17 protein-coding genes are annotated in these 17,094 nt (G+C 61.2%); 14 read left to right on the top strand and 3 right to left on the bottom strand.

Annotated features, from left to right (window positions below; all coding sequences use genetic code 11):
• Window positions 1-2: 2 nt before the first annotated feature.
• The 9 genes from tsaE (at window position 3) to C2U40_RS17320 (ending at window position 9,244) form a co-directional block, all read left to right on the top strand.
• The gene (gene tsaE / locus C2U40_RS17360) at window positions 3-476 is read left to right on the top strand and encodes a tRNA (adenosine(37)-N6)-threonylcarbamoyltransferase complex ATPase subunit type 1 TsaE (protein ID WP_017410299.1); all 474 of its coding nucleotides are present in this window, start codon (window positions 3-5) and stop codon (window positions 474-476) included.
• Window positions 467-2,032: an N-acetylmuramoyl-L-alanine amidase gene (locus C2U40_RS17355; protein WP_103828926.1), complete on the top strand. Its 1,566-nt coding sequence runs from the start codon at window positions 467-469 to the stop codon at window positions 2,030-2,032. The genes tsaE and C2U40_RS17355 overlap by 10 nt, the downstream gene beginning before the upstream one ends.
• Before the next feature lie 230 nt (window positions 2,033-2,262).
• The gene (mutL, locus tag C2U40_RS17350; protein WP_103828925.1) at window positions 2,263-4,119 is read left to right on the top strand and encodes a DNA mismatch repair endonuclease MutL; all 1,857 of its coding nucleotides are present in this window, start codon (window positions 2,263-2,265) and stop codon (window positions 4,117-4,119) included.
• Window positions 4,120-4,211: 92 nt separating this feature from the next.
• Window positions 4,212-5,129, top strand: coding sequence for a tRNA (adenosine(37)-N6)-dimethylallyltransferase MiaA (gene miaA / locus C2U40_RS17345; RefSeq protein WP_103828932.1), 918 nt, complete (start codon window positions 4,212-4,214; stop codon window positions 5,127-5,129).
• 70 nt (window positions 5,130-5,199) lie between these two features.
• Complete coding sequence (gene hfq / locus C2U40_RS17340; RefSeq protein WP_011704864.1) at window positions 5,200-5,463, top strand: RNA chaperone Hfq; 264 nt, start codon at window positions 5,200-5,202, stop codon at window positions 5,461-5,463.
• Window positions 5,464-5,526: 63 nt separating this feature from the next.
• Window positions 5,527-6,813, top strand: a complete 1,287-nt coding sequence (hflX, locus tag C2U40_RS17335; protein WP_011704865.1) for a ribosome rescue GTPase HflX — start codon at window positions 5,527-5,529, stop codon at window positions 6,811-6,813.
• A gap of 91 nt (window positions 6,814-6,904) precedes the next feature.
• Window positions 6,905-8,056 carry an FtsH protease activity modulator HflK gene (gene hflK, locus C2U40_RS17330; protein WP_005304223.1) on the top strand — a complete coding sequence of 384 codons (1,152 nt, stop codon included), beginning with the start codon at window positions 6,905-6,907 and terminating at the stop codon, window positions 8,054-8,056.
• Window positions 8,057-8,059: 3 nt separating this feature from the next.
• The gene (hflC, locus tag C2U40_RS17325; RefSeq protein ID WP_011704867.1) at window positions 8,060-8,944 is read left to right on the top strand and encodes a protease modulator HflC; all 885 of its coding nucleotides are present in this window, start codon (window positions 8,060-8,062) and stop codon (window positions 8,942-8,944) included.
• 111 nt (window positions 8,945-9,055) lie between these two features.
• Window positions 9,056-9,244: a DUF2065 domain-containing protein gene (locus C2U40_RS17320; RefSeq protein ID WP_011704868.1), complete on the top strand. Its 189-nt coding sequence runs from the start codon at window positions 9,056-9,058 to the stop codon at window positions 9,242-9,244.
• 87 nt (window positions 9,245-9,331) lie between these two features.
• On the opposite strand, the gene ispB is transcribed toward C2U40_RS17320, so the two are convergent.
• Complete coding sequence (gene ispB, locus C2U40_RS17315; protein ID WP_024944331.1) at window positions 9,332-10,303, bottom strand: octaprenyl diphosphate synthase; 972 nt, start codon at window positions 10,301-10,303, stop codon at window positions 9,332-9,334.
• A 242-nt stretch (window positions 10,304-10,545) separates the two neighbouring features.
• On the opposite strand from ispB, the gene rplU reads away from it, so the two are divergent.
• From rplU to C2U40_RS17290, 5 genes are all read left to right on the top strand, one after another.
• Window positions 10,546-10,857 (top strand): 50S ribosomal protein L21, encoded by a 312-nt coding sequence (gene rplU / locus C2U40_RS17310; protein ID WP_005304210.1) that lies wholly within the window; start codon window positions 10,546-10,548, stop codon window positions 10,855-10,857.
• Between the two features lie 17 nt (window positions 10,858-10,874).
• Window positions 10,875-11,132 (top strand): 50S ribosomal protein L27, encoded by a 258-nt coding sequence (gene rpmA / locus C2U40_RS17305; RefSeq protein WP_005339028.1) that lies wholly within the window; start codon window positions 10,875-10,877, stop codon window positions 11,130-11,132.
• Between the two features lie 190 nt (window positions 11,133-11,322).
• Window positions 11,323-12,525, top strand: a complete 1,203-nt coding sequence (gene cgtA, locus C2U40_RS17300; RefSeq protein ID WP_011704870.1) for an Obg family GTPase CgtA — start codon at window positions 11,323-11,325, stop codon at window positions 12,523-12,525.
• A gap of 393 nt (window positions 12,526-12,918) precedes the next feature.
• Window positions 12,919-14,289 carry a YjiH family protein gene (locus C2U40_RS17295; protein ID WP_016349611.1) on the top strand — a complete coding sequence of 457 codons (1,371 nt, stop codon included), beginning with the start codon at window positions 12,919-12,921 and terminating at the stop codon, window positions 14,287-14,289.
• 170 nt (window positions 14,290-14,459) lie between these two features.
• Window positions 14,460-16,154 (top strand): AMP-binding protein, encoded by a 1,695-nt coding sequence (locus C2U40_RS17290; protein WP_103828924.1) that lies wholly within the window; start codon window positions 14,460-14,462, stop codon window positions 16,152-16,154.
• A 41-nt stretch (window positions 16,155-16,195) separates the two neighbouring features.
• Here the strand turns inward: C2U40_RS17290 and C2U40_RS17285 are convergent, their stop codons facing one another.
• Entirely contained in the window at window positions 16,196-16,549 is a 354-nt protein-coding gene (locus C2U40_RS17285; RefSeq protein ID WP_043162438.1) for a hypothetical protein, read from the bottom strand.
• 76 nt (window positions 16,550-16,625) lie between these two features.
• Window positions 16,626-16,976 (bottom strand): hypothetical protein, encoded by a 351-nt coding sequence (locus tag C2U40_RS17280; RefSeq protein WP_043162439.1) that lies wholly within the window; start codon window positions 16,974-16,976, stop codon window positions 16,626-16,628.
• Between the last annotated feature and the right edge of the window lie 118 nt (window positions 16,977-17,094).

The raw sequence follows: 17,094 nt of genomic DNA, 5'->3' as shown, positions 1-17,094 counted from the left end.
ACATGGCAAAACAGTTGATGATGACACTGCCGGACGAGGCAGCAACAGTGGCACTGGGTGGCCGACTGGCCCACGCCTGCCAGCAGGCAACCACGGTGTTCTTGCACGGCTCTCTCGGGGCCGGCAAAACCACCCTGACTCGGGGCTGGGTACAGGGGCTGGGGCATGAGGGCAAGGTCAAGAGCCCGACTTATACCCTGGTCGAGCCCTATGAGCTGGCCGACTGGCAGCTCTACCACTTCGATCTCTATCGATTGGCCGACCCGGAGGAGTTGGAGTTCATGGGGATCCGTGACTACTTTGGCGCCAATACCCTCTGTCTGGTGGAGTGGCCGGAGAAGGGCGATGGCTGGCTGCCAGCCCCCGATCTCGACATTACCCTGAGTTATGCAAACGAGCAGCGCGAGGTCCTGATAGAGGCCCGCACTGCTATTGGCGAAGCCATTCTGGAACGGTTGTCATCTACGTGCGCTTGATCCTTGTTATTGCCCTCTCCCTGCTGGCCTTACCCTCCTGGGCGAATCAGCTCAAGAGCGTGCGGGTGTGGCCGTCGCCGGACAACACCCGGGTGGTGCTCGACATGAGCAGTGCCCCCAATTACAACTACTTCACTCTGACCGGCCCCGACCGGCTGGTGATCGACCTGAAAGGGGCGAGCAACGTCACCAATCTGGCCCGCATCGAGAACAAGAGCGAGCTGGTGCGCAAGATCCGCGAGAGCTCGCCGCTGGAGAAGGGCGGTCTGCGGCTGGTGCTGGATCTCAGCTCCACCATCAAGCCGGTGGTGTTCCCGCTGGCGCCGGCGGGGCCCTACGGCCACCGCCTGGTGATCGACCTGCCGTACGAAGAGAAGGCCTCCGCCGCGGTGCAAGCCACGCCGGTGGGTGGCAAGGGCAAGGGGGTGGTGATCGCCATCGACCCGGGCCACGGCGGCGAGGACCCTGGCTCCATCGGCCCGCGTCGCACCTACGAGAAGCGGGTGACCCTGGCGGTCTCCCAGAAACTGGCCGCCCTCATCGACCGCGAACCCGGCATGCGTGCCGTGTTGACCCGGCGCGGCGACTATTTCGTCGATCTGAACAAGCGCTCCGAGATTGCCCGCAAGGCCAAGGCCGATCTGCTGGTGTCGGTGCACGCCGACAGCTTCCACAATTCGACCCCGCGCGGCGCCTCCGTCTGGGTACTGTCGACCAATCGCGCCAACCGCGAGATGGGCAGCTGGCTGGAGAAACAGGAGAAGCAGGGCGAGCTGCTGGGGGGCGTCGGCAAGGTGTTGGCCGAATCGGACCCGAACCCCTATCTGGCGCAGACCTTCCTCGACCTCTCCATGGACAAGTCCCGTGCCGAAGGCTATGACGTCAGCCGCCAGATCCTGCGCTCGCTGGGCCGGGTGGCCAGGTTGCACAAGAAGGCACCGGAGCACGCCAGTCTGGCGGTGCTGAAGGCGCCGGATATCCCCTCCGTGCTGGTGGAGACGGGCTTTATCTCCAACCACGCCGAAGAGCAGCTGCTGGCCACCGCCAGCTATCAGGATCAGCTGGCCCGCGCCATCTTCGAAGGCATCCGCAACTACTACCGTGCCCATCCGACCAAGGGGGCCATGCTCACCGGCAAGGGGCAGGGCAGCAACAAGCAGGCGGCGGTCAGCCGACCCGCCCCCGCCAGCAAGCCGGTCGCCGTCAGCAAGCCGGCGGCGCAACCGGTGCAGCAGGTGGTGACCAACCGGATGCCGGCCACCGAGCCGAATCGTAGCAGTGATGGCGGGGCACCGGTCAGCAGCGTCGGCGGATCCTCGTCCGGCGCCGGGGTGATCAAGCCCTACGTGGTGGCGGCCAAGGAGCCCAGTGCCCCGGTCGCCAGCGTGCAGAGCAACGACAAGGCCAACATGCTCCGTCATGTGGTCACCCGCGGTCAAAGCCTCTCCCGGCTCGCCGAGAAATACGGGGTCAGCCAGGCGCGGTTGGTGGAGCTCAACAAGCTCAAGTCGCGGGACATCCAGATAGGGCAGGTGCTCTATATTCCGCAAAAATAGCGCAGGATGAGCCGCAGGACCCGTCCCTGCCACTGACAGGGACGGGTCCGGTGAGCCGTCATCGAATCCCGCCGATTACCCGCGCCTTTAATCATCAGGAGTCAGTGATGCCGATCCGTATCTTGTCCCCTGTTCTGGCCAACCAGGCGAGCGTGGGCTGTGATACGGCGGCGTGGCTCTCATCCGGGGTGGTGGCCACCACCACCCCATTCAACCAGCAGGAGTAAGCGATGCCAATCCGTATATTGCCGCCGATTCTGGCCAACCAGATTGCTGCCGGTGAGGTGGTGGAGCGGCCCTCCTCCGTGGTCAAGGAGCTGGTGGAAAACAGCCTGGACGCGGGCGCCGACCGGGTCGAGATCGACATCGACAAGGGCGGTGCCAAGCTCATTCGCATACGCGACAATGGCGGTGGCGTTGCCAAGGATGAGCTGGTGCTGGCACTGTCGCGCCACGCCACCTCCAAGGTAGCGACCCTCGACGATCTGGAAGGGATTAACAGCCTGGGCTTTCGCGGCGAGGCGCTTGCCTCCATCAGTTCGGTCTCCCGGCTGACCTTCACCTCCCGCACGGCGGAGCAGTCCGAAGCCTGGCAGGCGCAGGCCGAAGGACGCGAGATGAGCGTCACCGTCAAGCCGGCGGCCCACCCGGTGGGTACCACGGTGGAGGTGGTGGACCTCTTCTTCAACACCCCGGCGCGGCGCAAGTTCATGCGCAGCGAAAAGACCGAGTTCGCCCACATCGACGAGCTGGTGCGCCGCATCGCGCTCTCCCGCTTCGACGTCACCCTGATCCTGCGCCACAACGGCAAGGTGGTGCGCCAGTACAAGGCCGCCAATACGGTGACGGAGCAGGAGCGCCGGCTCGCCGCGGTGTGCGGCTCTCCCTTCATGCACCATGCGCTGGCGGTGGAGAGCGAGCACAGCGACGTGCGGCTGTGGGGCTGGCTGGCGACCCCCGAGGGCGCCAGGCCGCAGAACGATCTGCAATACACCTATGTCAACGGCCGCATGATGCGCGACAAGCTCATCAATCATGCCATTCGCCAGGCCTATGACGAGCTGCTGCCCGCCGACCGGTTCGCGGCCTACGTGCTCTACATCGAGCTGGATCCGCGCCAGGTGGACGTCAACGTTCATCCGGCCAAGCACGAGGTGCGCTTTCATCAGGCCCGCCTCATTCACGACTTCATCTTCCAGGCGCTGTTTACTGCCCTGCGCCAGCAAGGAGCGGCCAGCGACGAGCCCCTGGCCGAGACCCTGGTCGAGCTGCCGGTCAGTGCCCCCATCGAGTATCCGGGTCAGGCTCCCAGAGCCGAGTGGTATGGCGCCGAGCACAACTACCGGGCGCTGGCTAGGGAAGTGCGGGAAGGCAGTAGTACCGGGCGGGCCGGCAACTACCAGCCGCCCGAGCCCCCCAGCCGGGAGGCGATGCGCGGCATGGGATCGCTGCTCACTACCCTGCCGGCGGTGCAGGCAGAGGCTGAAACCGCGCCTGTTGCCGCTGCCGTGCCCGCCAAAGCGGGAACGTGGCGGGCATTGACCCTGGTGGAACAGGCCTATCTGCTGCTGGAGCGAGACAACCGGCTGGCCCTGCTGTCGCTGGTGCGGGCTGAGCGCCTGCTGCTGCGCCACTGGCTGCTGGAAACCTGGGGTCAGGGGCTGGCGGCCCAGCCGCTGCTGTTGCCGGTCTCCTTCAAGCTGCCGAAAAACCTGGTCGCGCTGGTCGAGCAGCAGGATCGTTTGCTCAAACGGATGGGGCTGGAGTTGAAAAGCGGCGGGCGCGACACCATGATCCTGACTCGGGTGCCGGCGTTGCTGCGCCAGACCGATCTGGTGCGCTTATTACCCGAATTGCTGCAACTGATCGAGAGCGGATCTGACAGTGATGCCGGCCAGCAGGCTGAAGTACTATGCCAATGGCTGGTGGAGCAGGGGATAAGTCGCGAAAAAGTATACGATTTTGCCACGGCCAACCGCCTGCTGACGGAACTTGTTGCCGATTTCAGTGACCAACTGGCAGACGTTCGCATGGTGCGCCCGCTGGCGCTGGCGAGCGTGCTGGCCGAGTTCGCCGATGGCCATTGAGGGGAATGCCCCTCTTGAACCCATAAACCAGTTTTTTGCAGGTGCGCCGCACGGCTGGCGACCATGCAAGGGGAGTTTTTCACGTGGCTGACTTGCCGACTGCAATTTTTCTGATGGGGCCGACGGCCTCCGGCAAGACGGATCTCGCCATCGAACTGTGCCAGGCGCTGCCCTGCGACATCATCAGCGTGGATTCCGCGCTCATCTATCGCGGCATGGATATCGGCACCGCCAAACCGAGTGCTGCTGAGCTGGCGCTGGCACCGCACCGGCTGATCGACATCCTGGATCCCGCCGTGAGCTATTCGGCGGCCGATTTTTGCCGCGATGCGCTGCGGGAGATGAAAGAGATTGCTGAGCGCGGCCGCATTCCGCTGCTGGTGGGCGGCACCATGCTCTATTTCAAGGCGCTGCTGGAGGGGCTCTCTCCGCTGCCTTCCGCCGACCCCGTCATTCGGGCCGGCATCGAGGAAGAGGCGGCCCGTCTTGGCTGGCAGGCACTGCACGATGAACTGGTGCGCATCGACCCGGTGGCTGGTGCCCGCATCCATCCCAATGATCCACAGCGGCTCAGCCGGGCGCTCGAGGTCTACCGCATCAGCGGCAAGACGCTCACCGAGCTGATCCAGGTGCAGGGGGAGGGGTTGCCCTATCGGGTGTTGCAGTTTGCCATCGCACCAAGCGATCGCGCCGTGTTGCACCAGCGCATCGAGCTGCGCTTTGACAAGATGCTGCAGGGCGGCTTTGAACAGGAAGTCAGGGCGCTCTACCAACGGGGCGATCTCACCCCGGATCTTCCTTCCATCCGCTGCGTGGGATACCGCCAAATGTGGGACTACCTGGCGGGGGAAGTGGAGTATGATGAGATGCGCTATCGCGGAATTGTTGCCACCCGCCAGTTGGCCAAGCGTCAAATGACCTGGTTGCGCGGTTGGTCTGATGTGACCTGGTTGGAATCTGGTGAGTCTGGCAATTTGGCAAGGGTCGTCGCCCGTGCCGGAGTGGCTTGACACTCCTGTATAATCAGGTTGTTATATTGATATCCGGTGTTTAAAAACAACAAACTATAAGGAAAAGAAGATGGCTAAGGGGCAATCTCTCCAAGACCCGTTTTTGAATGCGCTGCGCCGTGAGCGGATTCCTGTTTCTATCTATTTGGTGAACGGCATCAAACTGCAGGGTCAGATCGAATCGTTTGACCAGTTTGTCATTTTGCTGAAGAACACCGTGAGCCAGATGGTCTACAAGCACGCCATCTCCACCGTGGTGCCGGCCCGTGCCGTCAACCACCACCAGCATGCGCCGGGCGCAGCTGGCGAAGAGCAGGGTGAAGCCGAGGCGTGATATCCCGGGACGAGGCGACTCGTCAACCCAGATTCATCATGATTCCTGTCAAGGAGCAAGCGCTTGTTTGACCGTTATGAAGCCGGCGAACAGGCCGTTCTGGTACATGTCAACTTCAGTGATGAGGGTGAGCGGGAGGATCTGGAAGAGCTCAAGATGCTGGTGAGCTCGGCCGGGGTCAATGCGCTGGGGGTGATCACCACCAGCCGCAGTGCGCCCAGCGCCAAATTTTTTGTCGGCAGCGGCAAGGCTGAAGAGATAGCGTCCCAGGTCCAGATGCTGGATGCCGACGTCGTCATCTTCAACCATGCCCTGACCCCTGCCCAGGAGCGCAACCTGGAGCGTCTGTTCCAGTGCCGGGTAGTGGACAGGACCGGCCTGATCCTCGATATCTTTGCCCAGCGCGCCCGTACCCACGAAGGCAAGTTGCAGGTCGAACTGGCCCAGTTACGCCATCTTTCTACTCGCCTGGTGCGAGGCTGGACCCACCTTGAACGTCAGAAGGGCGGGATCGGCCTGCGCGGCCCGGGTGAAACTCAGCTGGAAACCGACCGTCGTCTGTTGCGTGAGCGCATCAAGGCGATTTTGCGTCGGCTCGACAAGGTGGCCAAACAGCGGGAGCAGGGGCGTCGTGCCCGCAACCGCAACGAGGTGCCGACCGTTTCCCTGGTGGGTTACACCAACGCCGGAAAGTCCACTTTGTTCAACCAACTTACAGCTGCCAGCGTGTATGCTGCCGACCAATTGTTCGCAACCTTGGATCCGACCCTGCGCAAATTGGTGATCCAGGATGTGGGTGATGTAATTCTGGCGGATACAGTTGGATTTATTCGACACTTGCCCCATGATCTGGTCGCGGCCTTCAAGGCGACGCTGCAGGAGACCCGCGAAGCGGACTTGCTGCTGCACGTGGTGGACTGTGCCGATGAGCAGATGCAGGAAAATATCGAGTCGGTGCAGCAGGTGCTGGCCGAGATCGAAGCCGATGACCGACCCCAGCTGATGATCTGCAACAAGATCGACAAGCTGGGTGAACATCCGGTCGGGCTGGAGCGTGACGAAGAGGGGCGCCCGGTGCGGGTCTGGCTGTCAGCCCAGACCGGGGAAGGGTGTGCAGACCTGTTTACGGCCCTGACTGAATTGCTGGCCGGATCCATGGTGCACCACACCCTGCAGTTGCCGCCTTCGGCCGCCAGATTGCGCAGTGCGCTCTATCGCCTCAAGGGCATCGAGCAGGAAGGTTTCAGCGAGGAGGGGGATTTTGTGTTGGAAGTCCGCCTGCAACTGGCTGACTGGAACCGCCTCATGAAACAAGAAGGTGAGAGTTTACAACGCTTTATCAGGCATTGATTCGTCGATGAGATGAATGTTTGCTGGCTTCATCAACGGTTGATGGCCCGATAGAGATGATATCCATCCGCATGTATTAATGGAGACGCTGATGGCTTGGAATGAGCCTGGTAACAACGGCAAAGACCGTGACCCCTGGGGGAACAACGGCAAGAATCAGGGACCCCCTGATTTGGACGAGATGCTGCGCAAGGTGAGCCGCCGTTTTGGTGGTCTGCTCGGTGGCGGCAAGTCTGGTGGTGGCGATGTAGGCAAGTTTGGCCTCTCCATCGCCCTGGTGGTGGCGGTAGTGGTGTGGGTCGTCAGCGGCTTCTATACCATTCGTGAAGCCGAGCGGGGCGTGGTGCTGCGCTTTGGCGAATACTCCCACAACGTGGATCCCGGCCTGCGCTGGAAGCCGACCTTCATCGACCGGGTGATCCCGGTGGACGTGGAATCGGTCCGCTCCCTGCCGGCTTCCGGCTTCATGCTGACCCAGGACGAGAACGTGGTGCGGGTCGAGATGGACGTGCAGTATCGCGTGGTCGACCCGGAGCAGTATCTGTTCAGCGTCACCAACGCCGACGAGAGCTTGAGCCAGGCCACCGACAGCGCCCTGCGTTACGTGGTGGGCCACACCCGGATGGATGACGTGCTGACCACAGGTCGTGAGAAGGTGCGCCAGGAGACCTGGCAGGTGATCGACAGCATCATCGAGCCTTATCACATGGGTCTGCAGATCGTCGACGTCAACTTCCTGCCGGCACGTCCGCCGGAAGAGGTGAAAGACGCCTTCGATGACGCCATCTCCGCTCAGGAAGATGAACAGCGCTTCATTCGTGAAGCCGAAGCCTATGCCCGTGAAGTGGAACCGAAGGCCCGTGGCCAGGTCAAGCGTCTGGAGCAGGAGGCCGAAGCCTACAAGTCCCAGATCGTGCTGAAGGCCAAGGGTGAAGTCGCTCGCTTCAACGAGTTGCTGCCCCAGTATCAGGCTGCGCCCGAGCTGACCCGCGATCGTATCTACCTGGAGACCATGGAAGAGCTGTATCAGCAGGCCAACAAGGTGGTGGTCGACATGCCGGCTGGCAACAACAGCATGATCTATCTGCCGCTCGACAAGCTTTCCGGCAAGGCGAACGCAGTGCAACCCGCCCGTCCGGCAGGTGCGCCGGTGGTGGAACAGACCCCGCCGTCCAACGAAGGGGCCAACTCCACTCCGACTCCGCTGCGTAGCGGCGACCGTTTCAGCTCAGGGAGAAACTAATAGATGAAAAAGATAGCTATTGGTGTCATCGCTGTGGCCGCCATGGTCTGCTTCTCGTCGGTCTTCATCGTCGATGAAGGTCAGAAGGGCATCGTCGTGCAGTTCGGCAAGGTGAAGCGGGTCGACTCCGGTGAACCGCGCCTGTACGAGCCGGGCCTGCACTTCAAGGTGCCGCTCATCGACCAGGTTCGCAAGATGGATGCCCGCATCCAGACCCTTGAAGGCCAGGCGGATCGCTTCGTTACATCCGAGAAGAAGGACCTCATCATCGACTCCTACGTGAAGTGGAAGATCGAGGACTTCTCCAAGTACTACCTGGCGACCGGTGGTGGCAACAAGATCCAGGCCGAAGACCTGCTCAAGCGCAAGATCAACAACGGTCTGCGTTCCGAGATCGGTAACCGCACCATCAAGGACATCGTCTCCGGTGAGCGCAGTACCGTGATGGAAGATGCCCTGATGAAGATGGCGCGCTCCTCCGAGCTCGGCATCAAGGTGGTGGATGTGCGCATCAAGCAGATCAACCTGCCGGTGGAAGTCTCCAGCTCCATCTATCAGCGGATGCGTGCCGAGCGGACTGCGGTAGCCCGTGAGCATCGCTCCCAGGGCCGCGAGCAGGCCGAGATCCTGCGTGCCGACATCGACCGCAAGGTGACCGTGATGATCGCCGACGCCGAGAGTAACGCCCGTCAGCTGCGTGGTGAAGGGGATGCCGAGGCCGCCAAGATCTATGCCGACAGCTACAAGAAAGACCCCGAGTTTTTCAGCTTCGTGCGCAGTATGGAGGCCTATCGCAAGAGCTTCGCCGGTGGCAATGACCTGATGGTCCTCAAGCCGGACAGCGAGTTCTTCCGCTACCTCAAGTCGCCGCACGGCAGCAAGCAGTAAGTGAGTCGCAATGATACCCAAGGGCCTGATTATTCAGGCCCTTTTGTTTGGCGGTCAGGGGCTTGCCAGTGTCCCGGCAGCTTGTGGACGTAGTGGTTGAAAGGAGAGGTGATGCTGACATCCATCTTGATGGGGCTGGGCTTGCTGTTGCTGTTCGAGGGGCTGGGACCGCTGCTGATGCCGCGCGCCTGGCAACAGATGCTGCGGCTGCTGAGCGAGCAACCCACCGAGCAGCTGCGCCGCATCGGCGGCTGTCTGGTGGTGGCCGGGGCCGTCATTCTGTGGGCGCTGGCGCGTTAGAGAATGGCACTGAGTGAGCCAGACTGTGTTTGCCGGACAATAAAAAAGAGGCCCTTTGGCCTCTTTTTTATTGTCCGGCGACTGGCATCAGGCGCTGCGCTGCACTGCCATGTGAGCCAAGGTTGCCAATGCCTGTTTGTGCTGGGAGTCCGGCAGGATGGCGAGGGCCGCGATGGCCTTGTCGGCCTCTTCCCGAGCCCGCATGCGGGAGTATTCCAGGGCGCCGGTACGGTCGAGAATGGCCAGGATCCGGTCGAGGTGCTCCATGCCGTTGCGGTGCTCGATGGCATCGCGCACCAGCTGGCGCTCTTCCGGGCTACCCACTTCCATGGCTCGCAGCAGCGGCAGGGTTGGTTTGCCTTCGGCCAGATCGTCGCCGACGTTCTTGCCCATCTCGTCGCTCTGGGAGCAGTAGTCCATCACATCGTCGATGATCTGGAAGGCGGTGCCCAGATACTTGCCGTAGTCGGTCATCGCCTGCTCGACGGGGGCGGGCTGATGGGTCAGCACGGCGGCGAGGCGGGTGGCCGCCTCGAACAGCTTGGCGGTCTTGCAGTAGATGACCGTCATGTAGCTCTCTTCGGTGGTATCCGGGTCGTTGCAGTTCATCAGCTGCAACACTTCCCCTTCGGCGATGGTGTTGGTGGCATCGGAGAGGATCTCCATCACCCGCAGGTTGGAGAGCTCGCTCATCATCTGGAAGGAGCGGCTGTAGAGATAGTCACCGACCAGCACGCTGGCGGCATTGCCGAACAGGGCATTGGCGGTTTCCCGGCCGCGGCGCAGGTCGGATTCGTCGACCACGTCGTCGTGCAGCAGGGTGGAGGTATGAATGAATTCGATGATGGCAGCCAGTTTCAGGTGATCTTCACCTTCGTATCCCAGTGCGCGGGCGGCCATGACGGTCAGCATGGGACGCATCCGTTTCCCGCCTGCACTGACAATATAGAAACCCAGCTGGTTGATCAGGCTGACATCGGACTGGAGTCTCGCCAGGATCAGTTCATTGACCGCCGTCATGTCGGCGGCACAGAGCGCACGGATAGTCTGTTGGTCCATAAGTCTCGTAACGTGACGGCAGTGATGACTGCGATTTTAGCAATGGCGGGGATTCTACACGATTTCACAATGGGTTACAGTTAAGCGTTTGTTCACGGCGGCAGATATGCGCACAAAATAAACTTTTTGCTAAATTGGCCTTGCCTGAGCAAATCGATTTGCGTAGAATGCCGGCCCATTGTTATAGGTTTTTGCGCGTGTCTGGCCTTGAGCAAAAGACACGCCTTTACGGAGTTAATCAAATGTACGCGGTATTCCAAAGCGGCGGAAAACAACACCGTGTGGCCGAAGGTCAAATCGTTCGTCTGGAAAAGCTGAACGTTGAGACTGGCGCTACCATCGACTTCAACGAAGTGCTGATGGTTGCTGCAGGCGACACTTTTAAAGTAGGTGCTCCTTTCGTTGAAGGTGGCAAGGTTGTAGCTGAAGTTGTGGCTCACGGCCGTGGCGAGAAAGTGACTATCGTCAAGTTCCGTCGTCGTAAGCACCACCGTAAGCAAGCGGGCCACCGTCAGTGGTTCACTGAAGTCAAAATCACTGGCATCAGCGCTTAATTAGAGGAGTACGATAGATGGCACACAAAAAAGCTGGCGGTTCATCCCGCAACGGCCGTGATTCAGAAGCTAAACGCCTGGGCGTGAAGCGTTTCGGCGGCGAAACAGTTCTGGCTGGCAGCATCATCGTTCGTCAGCGTGGCACCAAGTTCCACGCCGGTACCAACGTTGGTCTGGGCAAGGATCACACCCTGTTCGCTACTGCGACTGGTAAAATCCTGTTCGAAGTTAAAGGTCCGCTGAACCGTAAGTACGTTAGCATCGTTGCTGAGTAATTACGGACCGCAAGGATCCGAAGCCCCGCCAACAGGCGGGGCTTTTGTTTTTCTGCAGCAGTTTACGAAAAAACGGCACGCAGCTGACCCTGGCTCTGAAAGGGCATGCTTGGCAAGATGCGTATCGCCCGCAGGGGTCTGTACCACTATAATTGCGTATCGGTTTTTCGAATTAAGGTGACGGTTACCTATGAAGTTTGTTGATGAAGTCCAGATTCGAGTCGATGCCGGTGACGGTGGTAACGGTTGTGTGAGCTTTCGCCGTGAGAAGTACATTCCGAACGGCGGCCCGGACGGCGGTGACGGCGGTGACGGTGGCGACGTGTATCTGGTTGCCGATGAAAACCTGAATACCCTGATCGACTACCGTTTCGAGCGTTTTCACGCCGCCGAACGTGGCGAGAATGGCCAGAGCGCCAACTGTACCGGCCGTCGCGGCAAGGACAGGATCCTGCGCGTACCGGTCGGCACCCGCGCCAGCGATGAAGACACCGGCGAACTGCTGGGTGACCTGACCCACCACGAGCAGAAGCTGCTGGTCGCCAAGGGCGGCTTCCACGGTCTGGGCAACACCCGTTTCAAGAGCTCCGTCAACCGGGCGCCGCGCCAGAAGAGCAACGGTACCCCGGGTGAAGTGCGCACCCTTAAGCTGGAGCTGTTGCTGCTGGCCGACGTCGGCATGCTGGGCCTGCCCAACGCCGGCAAGTCCACCTTCATCCGCGCCGTCTCCGCGGCCCGTCCGAAAGTGGCCGATTACCCCTTTACCACCCTGGTACCGAACCTGGGCGTGGTGCGTGGGGAGAACTCCCGCTCCTTCGTCATCGCCGACATTCCCGGTCTGATAGAAGGTGCCGCCGAAGGCGCTGGCCTCGGTATCCGCTTCCTCAAGCACCTCGAGCGCTGCCGCGTGCTGATCCATCTGGTGGACATCTGCCCGGTCGATGGTTCTGATCCGGCCGAAAATGCGGTGACCATCGTCCGGGAGCTGGAAAAATACAGCCCTGAGCTGGCGAGCAAGCCGCGCTGGCTGGTGTTCAACAAGATGGACCTGATCCTGGAAGAAGAGGCGCAGGAAGTGATGGATCGCGTCAAGACCGCCCTCAATCATGAAGGCCCTGTCTACGCCATCACCGCCATCAGCAAGGAAGGGACCAAGAAGGTCTGCTACGACATCCTGGACCTGCTGGACACCATGCCCCGTCAGCTGGCGGAAGATGCCAAAGACGCCATCGAGAAGGTGGAGTTCAAGTGGGACGACTACCACAAGAACCAGCTGGCCAAGGCTGAAGCCGATGCGCTGGCCGCCTCCAAGGCGTTTGATGAATCGCTGGACGACGACGAGTGGGACGACGAAGACGATGATGGCGTGGAAGTCATCTACGTGCGTGACTGACCCAGATCCCGTGCGCGGTCGTGATACCGCCACCCGGTGCTGAGAAACCGGAGCCTTCCCAGGCTCCGGTTTTTTTATGGGGATCGACCGGATCACCATATAGATATATTTCTTATGTCACTTATTGCCTGCCAACCGCAACTGATTATACTGCGCACCTGAATGTAACCTTGCTGAAACAATATGCTAACCAATTGCAATGAATTGATATGCGTATCTGCTTGCGTGCATTCTTATGGAAGGTTTACCTATATAAATATTTATGCTTTAAATGATCCATTAAAAGCTTGTTTGTGCATTTTATTGGGGTATTCTTGCGCCCGTTTTGCCGGGCGAGAGCATGGATATGCAGGTTTGCCTGGCTAAGGAAAAGTAACATTAAGGCTGTAGACCATGCTGGAAAAGACTCTGCAAGCACCTGCGCTCAATACCCGCCGCAACGTGCTGATGTTCCTGGTCCCGTCACTCATCGGGATCCTGCTGTTCATGACCCCCGTCATCTATGACGGAAACGTCACCATCCCCGTGGCCGTGCTGGCGAAGCTGGTACAGACGGTGTTTGCCGATTATCTGGTGGCCATGGTCAGCGCCATCATCACCACCACCATGCTGATGACGCTGGTAGCCTGGCTGTTCAAGCCGGCGATCCTGGTCAGACGCCCCTTCCTCAACAGCCTGTTCAACGTCTCCCCCTTCTGGGCCTGCGTACGGGTACTGGGCGGCATCTTCGTGCTGCTGACCTTCTTCGAGGCGGGCCCGGCGGCCCTGCGCTCCGATGCGACCGGCGGCCTGGTGCTGCATGATCTGCTGCCGGTGCTGTTCTCCGTCTTCATCTTCGCCGGCCTGCTGCTACCCTTGCTGCTCGATTTCGGTCTGCTGGAGTTTGTCGGCACCATGATGACCCGCATCATGCGCCCGGTGTTCCGTCTGCCCGGTCGCTCTGCGGTGGATTGTTTCGCCTCCTGGCTGGGGGATGGCAGTGTCGGCATCCTGCTGACCAGCAAACAGTACGAAGGCAAGTTCTACACCCAGCGGGAAGCGGCCGTCATCGGCACCACCTTCTCTGCCGTCTCCATCACCTTCTGCCTGGTGGTGATCTCCCAGGTTCGGTTGGAGCACATGTTCGTGCCCTTCTACCTGACCGTCTGCCTGGCCGGTGTGGTGGCTGCCATCGTGGTGCCGCGCCTGCCGCCACTTTGCTGGAAGAAGGATGTCTACAGCGACGGTACTCCCCTGTGTCGCAAGCAGGAGTCGGTGCCGCACCAGCACAGCGTGCTGAGCTACGGCTATGAGCGGGCCCTGACCAAGGCCGAGGGCATGACCGACATGGGGGCAGTGGCACGGGAAGGGGTGAAGAACGCGCTGGACATGATCTTCGGCGTGCTGCCGGTGGTGATGGCCATCGGCACCTGCGCCCTGATGCTGGCGGAGCACACCTCTATCTTCAACTGGCTGGGGGCCCCCTTCGTGCCCTTGCTGGAGCTGCTGCAACTGCCGGAGGCGGAAGCGGCCTCCAAGACCATCATGGTCGGCTTCGCCGACATGTTCATCCCGGCGGTGCTGGCTTCCACCATCGAGAGCGACATCACCCGCTTCGTGATCGCCGCCATGTCGGTGACCCAGCTCATCTACATGTCGGAAGTGGGCGCCCTGCTGCTGGGCAGCAAGATCCCGGTCAAGTTGTGGGAGCTGTTCGTGATCTTCCTGCTGCGTACCCTGATCACCCTGCCGGTCATCGCCGGGGTGGCCCACCTGCTGTTCTGATCCGGCTCGCGCCTTGTCACACGGTCAACTTCGGTTGGCCGTTTTTTATGGCCGGCATTAGACCAAAGTGAGTCTTTTACAGGTCTTGTTTTTACATTAATGTAACAGTCTGCAAAAACATGCCAGCCGAGCAGTAGGCACTTCCAACCTATCTTGCCAGGAGTCACCCCATGACCTCACTGCTCAGCTACCGGGCCGGTCCCTGCGATCAGCCGCTGCTTCACCAGACCATAGGCGCCTATCTGCAACAGATCGCGGGACGTTTCCCCGACCGGCCCGCAGTGGTGGTGCGCCACCAGCAGATCCGCTGGAACTACCGTGAATACCTGACCCAGATAGACAGGTTGGCGCTGGGCCTGCTGGCGCTCGGGATCCGGCCGGGGGATCGGGTCGGTATCTGGTCGCCGAACAACATCGAGTGGTGCCTGGTGCAATTTGCCACGGCCCGCATCGGGGCCATCATGGTCTGCATCAATCCCGCCTACCGCAGCTACGAGCTGGCCTTTGCCATCAACAACGTGGGTTGTCGGGCCCTCATCTGTGCCAGTGCGTTCAAGGGCTGCGATTATCTCACCATGCTGGGCGAACTGGCCCCCGAGCTGGCGAACTGCCCACCAGGCCGTCTCGTATCATCCCGGCTGCCGAGCCTGGAGATGGTGATCCGGCTCGGGGAGGAACAAAGCGCCGGCATGCTCAACTTCCCCGAGGTGCTGGCACTGGGCGACCAGCAGAACCCGGCCTGGCTGGCCCGGGTGGCGGCCACCCTCAAACCCGATGACGCCATCAACATCCAGTTCACCTCTGGCACCACGGGCAACCCCAAGGGAGCCACCCTCAGCCACAGCAACATCCTCAACAACGGCCGCCAGGTGGCGCAAGGCATGGCGTTCAGCGAGCAGGACCGGCTCTGCATCCCGGTGCCGCTCTACCACTGTTTCGGCATGGTGCTCGGCAACCTGGCCAGCATCAGCGTGGGGGCCTGCGCCCTGTTTCCGGCCGAAGCCTTCGATCCGGCGGCCACCTTGCGGATGGTGAGCGAGGAGCGCTGCACCGCCCTGCACGGGGTGCCGACCATGTTCATCGCCGAGCTGGAGCTGGCGGAGTTTGACCAGTTCGATCTCTCCTCCCTGCGCACCGGCATCATGGCCGGTGCCATCTGCCCCGAGCCCTTGATGCGCAAGGTGCAGACCCTGATGCACATGACCGAGGTGACCATCGCCTACGGCCAGACCGAGTGCAGCCCCATCAATCACATGACCGCCATCGATGCGCCGCTGGACAAACGGGTCACCACGGTGGGCCGCGCCATCGGTCACACCGAGATCAAGCTGGTCGACCCCAGCGGAGAGATAGTCGCCATCGGCGAGCGGGGCGAGATCTGCTGTCGCAGCAACGGGGTGATGCAGGGGTACTGGCAGGATCCGGTCAAGACGGCGGAGACCATCGACCAGGAGGGGTGGCTGCACTCGGGGGACATCGGCATCATGGATGAAGAGGGCTATGTGCGGATCGTCGGACGCAGCAAGGAGCTGATCATCCGCGGCGGCGAGAACATCTATCCGCGCGAGATCGAAGAGCGTCTTTACGATCATCCGGCGGTGCTGGATGCGGCGGTGTTCGGGGTCGACAGCGAGCGCTATGGCGAAGAGGTGTGCGCCTGGGTCAAGCTCAGACCCCGCCAGGAGGCCAGCGAGGAGGAGTTGAAACAGTTTCTGGCGGCCCGCATCGCCTATTTCAAGGTGCCCAGATACATCCGGTTCGTGGAGGAGTACCCCATGACGGTGACCGGCAAGCTGCAAAAATTCAGGATGCGGGAGCTGATGAGTGACGAGCTGGCCCGCCAGCACGCCGAGGCGACGGGCTGAGGGGCGGTGACAATGGAAAAGGGCCTGCGGGCCCTTTTTCGTCAGCGTCCAAGCGGGTGGGGCAGTGCTGGTGTGCGGGGGCACTGTACCAGCAGAATGTGGGTGGTGAAGGTGCTGGTCTGGGGGAAGCCTGGGCTAAATCCCGTCACCGGATCGGCGACCCCCATGCTCATCTGGTGAGTGGTGATGGTGCGCTTGCTTCGATCGATTTGCTGATAGCCGTGGGGGCAACTCAAGAGCGCCTGTTGCTGGTACTCCTCTGGCGCGCCGCACTCGATCTGGAAGCGTTGCTGGGCGGGATTGGCGGAGGGAAGTTCGCTGACGGTGGCGGGTGCCGGCAGCAGGGCGCAGCCGGACAGCAAGATGCTGCCCAGCAGCCATATTCTGGGTGACATAAGAAACTCGTCCTTGGTGAGACAAGAGAAGGGCCGGCCAGGATTCGGGTTTCCCGTGCCGGCCGTGAGGCGCGGATCAGCGTGGCGTGATGCCCATATCGACCGGACACTGGATGGTCAGGGAGTGGACCGTGTTGGCGACCCGATAGGGCTTGGCTGCCTTGTAGACCTTCTTGTCGTCGTCGTAGCTGCCCCCCAGATACTGGGTGCTGTAGAGCGTCTGCTGGCGACGATCGGTCTCCTTGTAGCCCTGCGGGCAGGTCTGGTTGGCCTGCTGGAAGCAGGCCGTCATGCTGCTGCACTCGATGTAGAAGCCGCGCTGGCTGGCATCGGCCAGGTGCACCGGGGTGACGGTGGGGGCGGGGGGAGACAGCAGGGAGCAGCCGGACAGCGTCAGCGCGCCCAGCACAATGAGATGTTTTGACATAGATAACCTGAACAGTGTGGTGTGATAAAGAGTGAGGGGGAGTCTATTGCTCCCCCTTCGCTATAGGGGCACCGTTATAACCAGCCGGGGGCGCTCAGGCCAGCCCGCAAATGTAAGA

Source organism: Aeromonas sp. ASNIH4, from assembly GCF_002934425.1.
GTDB classification, from domain to species: Bacteria; Pseudomonadota; Gammaproteobacteria; order Enterobacterales; family Aeromonadaceae; genus Aeromonas; species Aeromonas hydrophila.
Note: the sequence above shows the minus strand (reverse complement) of the source record. Positions and strands in the feature narration are given on the sequence as shown.

Bases quoted from the DNA above. Each gene is read 5' to 3' on its own strand.
- C2U40_RS17295 (WP_016349611.1), top strand. From the start codon at position 12,919: ATGCTGGAAAAGACTCTGCAAGCACCTGCGCTCAATACCCGCCGCAAC.
- hflK (WP_005304223.1), top strand. From the start codon at position 6,905: ATGGCTTGGAATGAGCCTGGTAACAACGGCAAAGACCGTGACCCCTGG.
- cgtA (WP_011704870.1), top strand. From the start codon at position 11,323: ATGAAGTTTGTTGATGAAGTCCAGATTCGAGTCGATGCCGGTGACGGT.
- hflC (WP_011704867.1), top strand. From the start codon at position 8,060: ATGAAAAAGATAGCTATTGGTGTCATCGCTGTGGCCGCCATGGTCTGC.
- C2U40_RS17285 (WP_043162438.1), bottom strand. From the start codon at position 16,549: ATGTCACCCAGAATATGGCTGCTGGGCAGCATCTTGCTGTCCGGCTGC.
- hfq (WP_011704864.1), top strand. From the start codon at position 5,200: ATGGCTAAGGGGCAATCTCTCCAAGACCCGTTTTTGAATGCGCTGCGC.
- ispB (WP_024944331.1), bottom strand. From the start codon at position 10,303: ATGGACCAACAGACTATCCGTGCGCTCTGTGCCGCCGACATGACGGCG.
- C2U40_RS17290 (WP_103828924.1), top strand. From the start codon at position 14,460: ATGACCTCACTGCTCAGCTACCGGGCCGGTCCCTGCGATCAGCCGCTG.
- rpmA (WP_005339028.1), top strand. From the start codon at position 10,875: ATGGCACACAAAAAAGCTGGCGGTTCATCCCGCAACGGCCGTGATTCA.
- tsaE (WP_017410299.1), top strand. From the start codon at position 3: ATGGCAAAACAGTTGATGATGACACTGCCGGACGAGGCAGCAACAGTG.
- rplU (WP_005304210.1), top strand. From the start codon at position 10,546: ATGTACGCGGTATTCCAAAGCGGCGGAAAACAACACCGTGTGGCCGAA.
- C2U40_RS17280 (WP_043162439.1), bottom strand. From the start codon at position 16,976: ATGTCAAAACATCTCATTGTGCTGGGCGCGCTGACGCTGTCCGGCTGC.
- mutL (WP_103828925.1), top strand. From the start codon at position 2,263: ATGCCAATCCGTATATTGCCGCCGATTCTGGCCAACCAGATTGCTGCC.
- C2U40_RS17320 (WP_011704868.1), top strand. From the start codon at position 9,056: ATGCTGACATCCATCTTGATGGGGCTGGGCTTGCTGTTGCTGTTCGAG.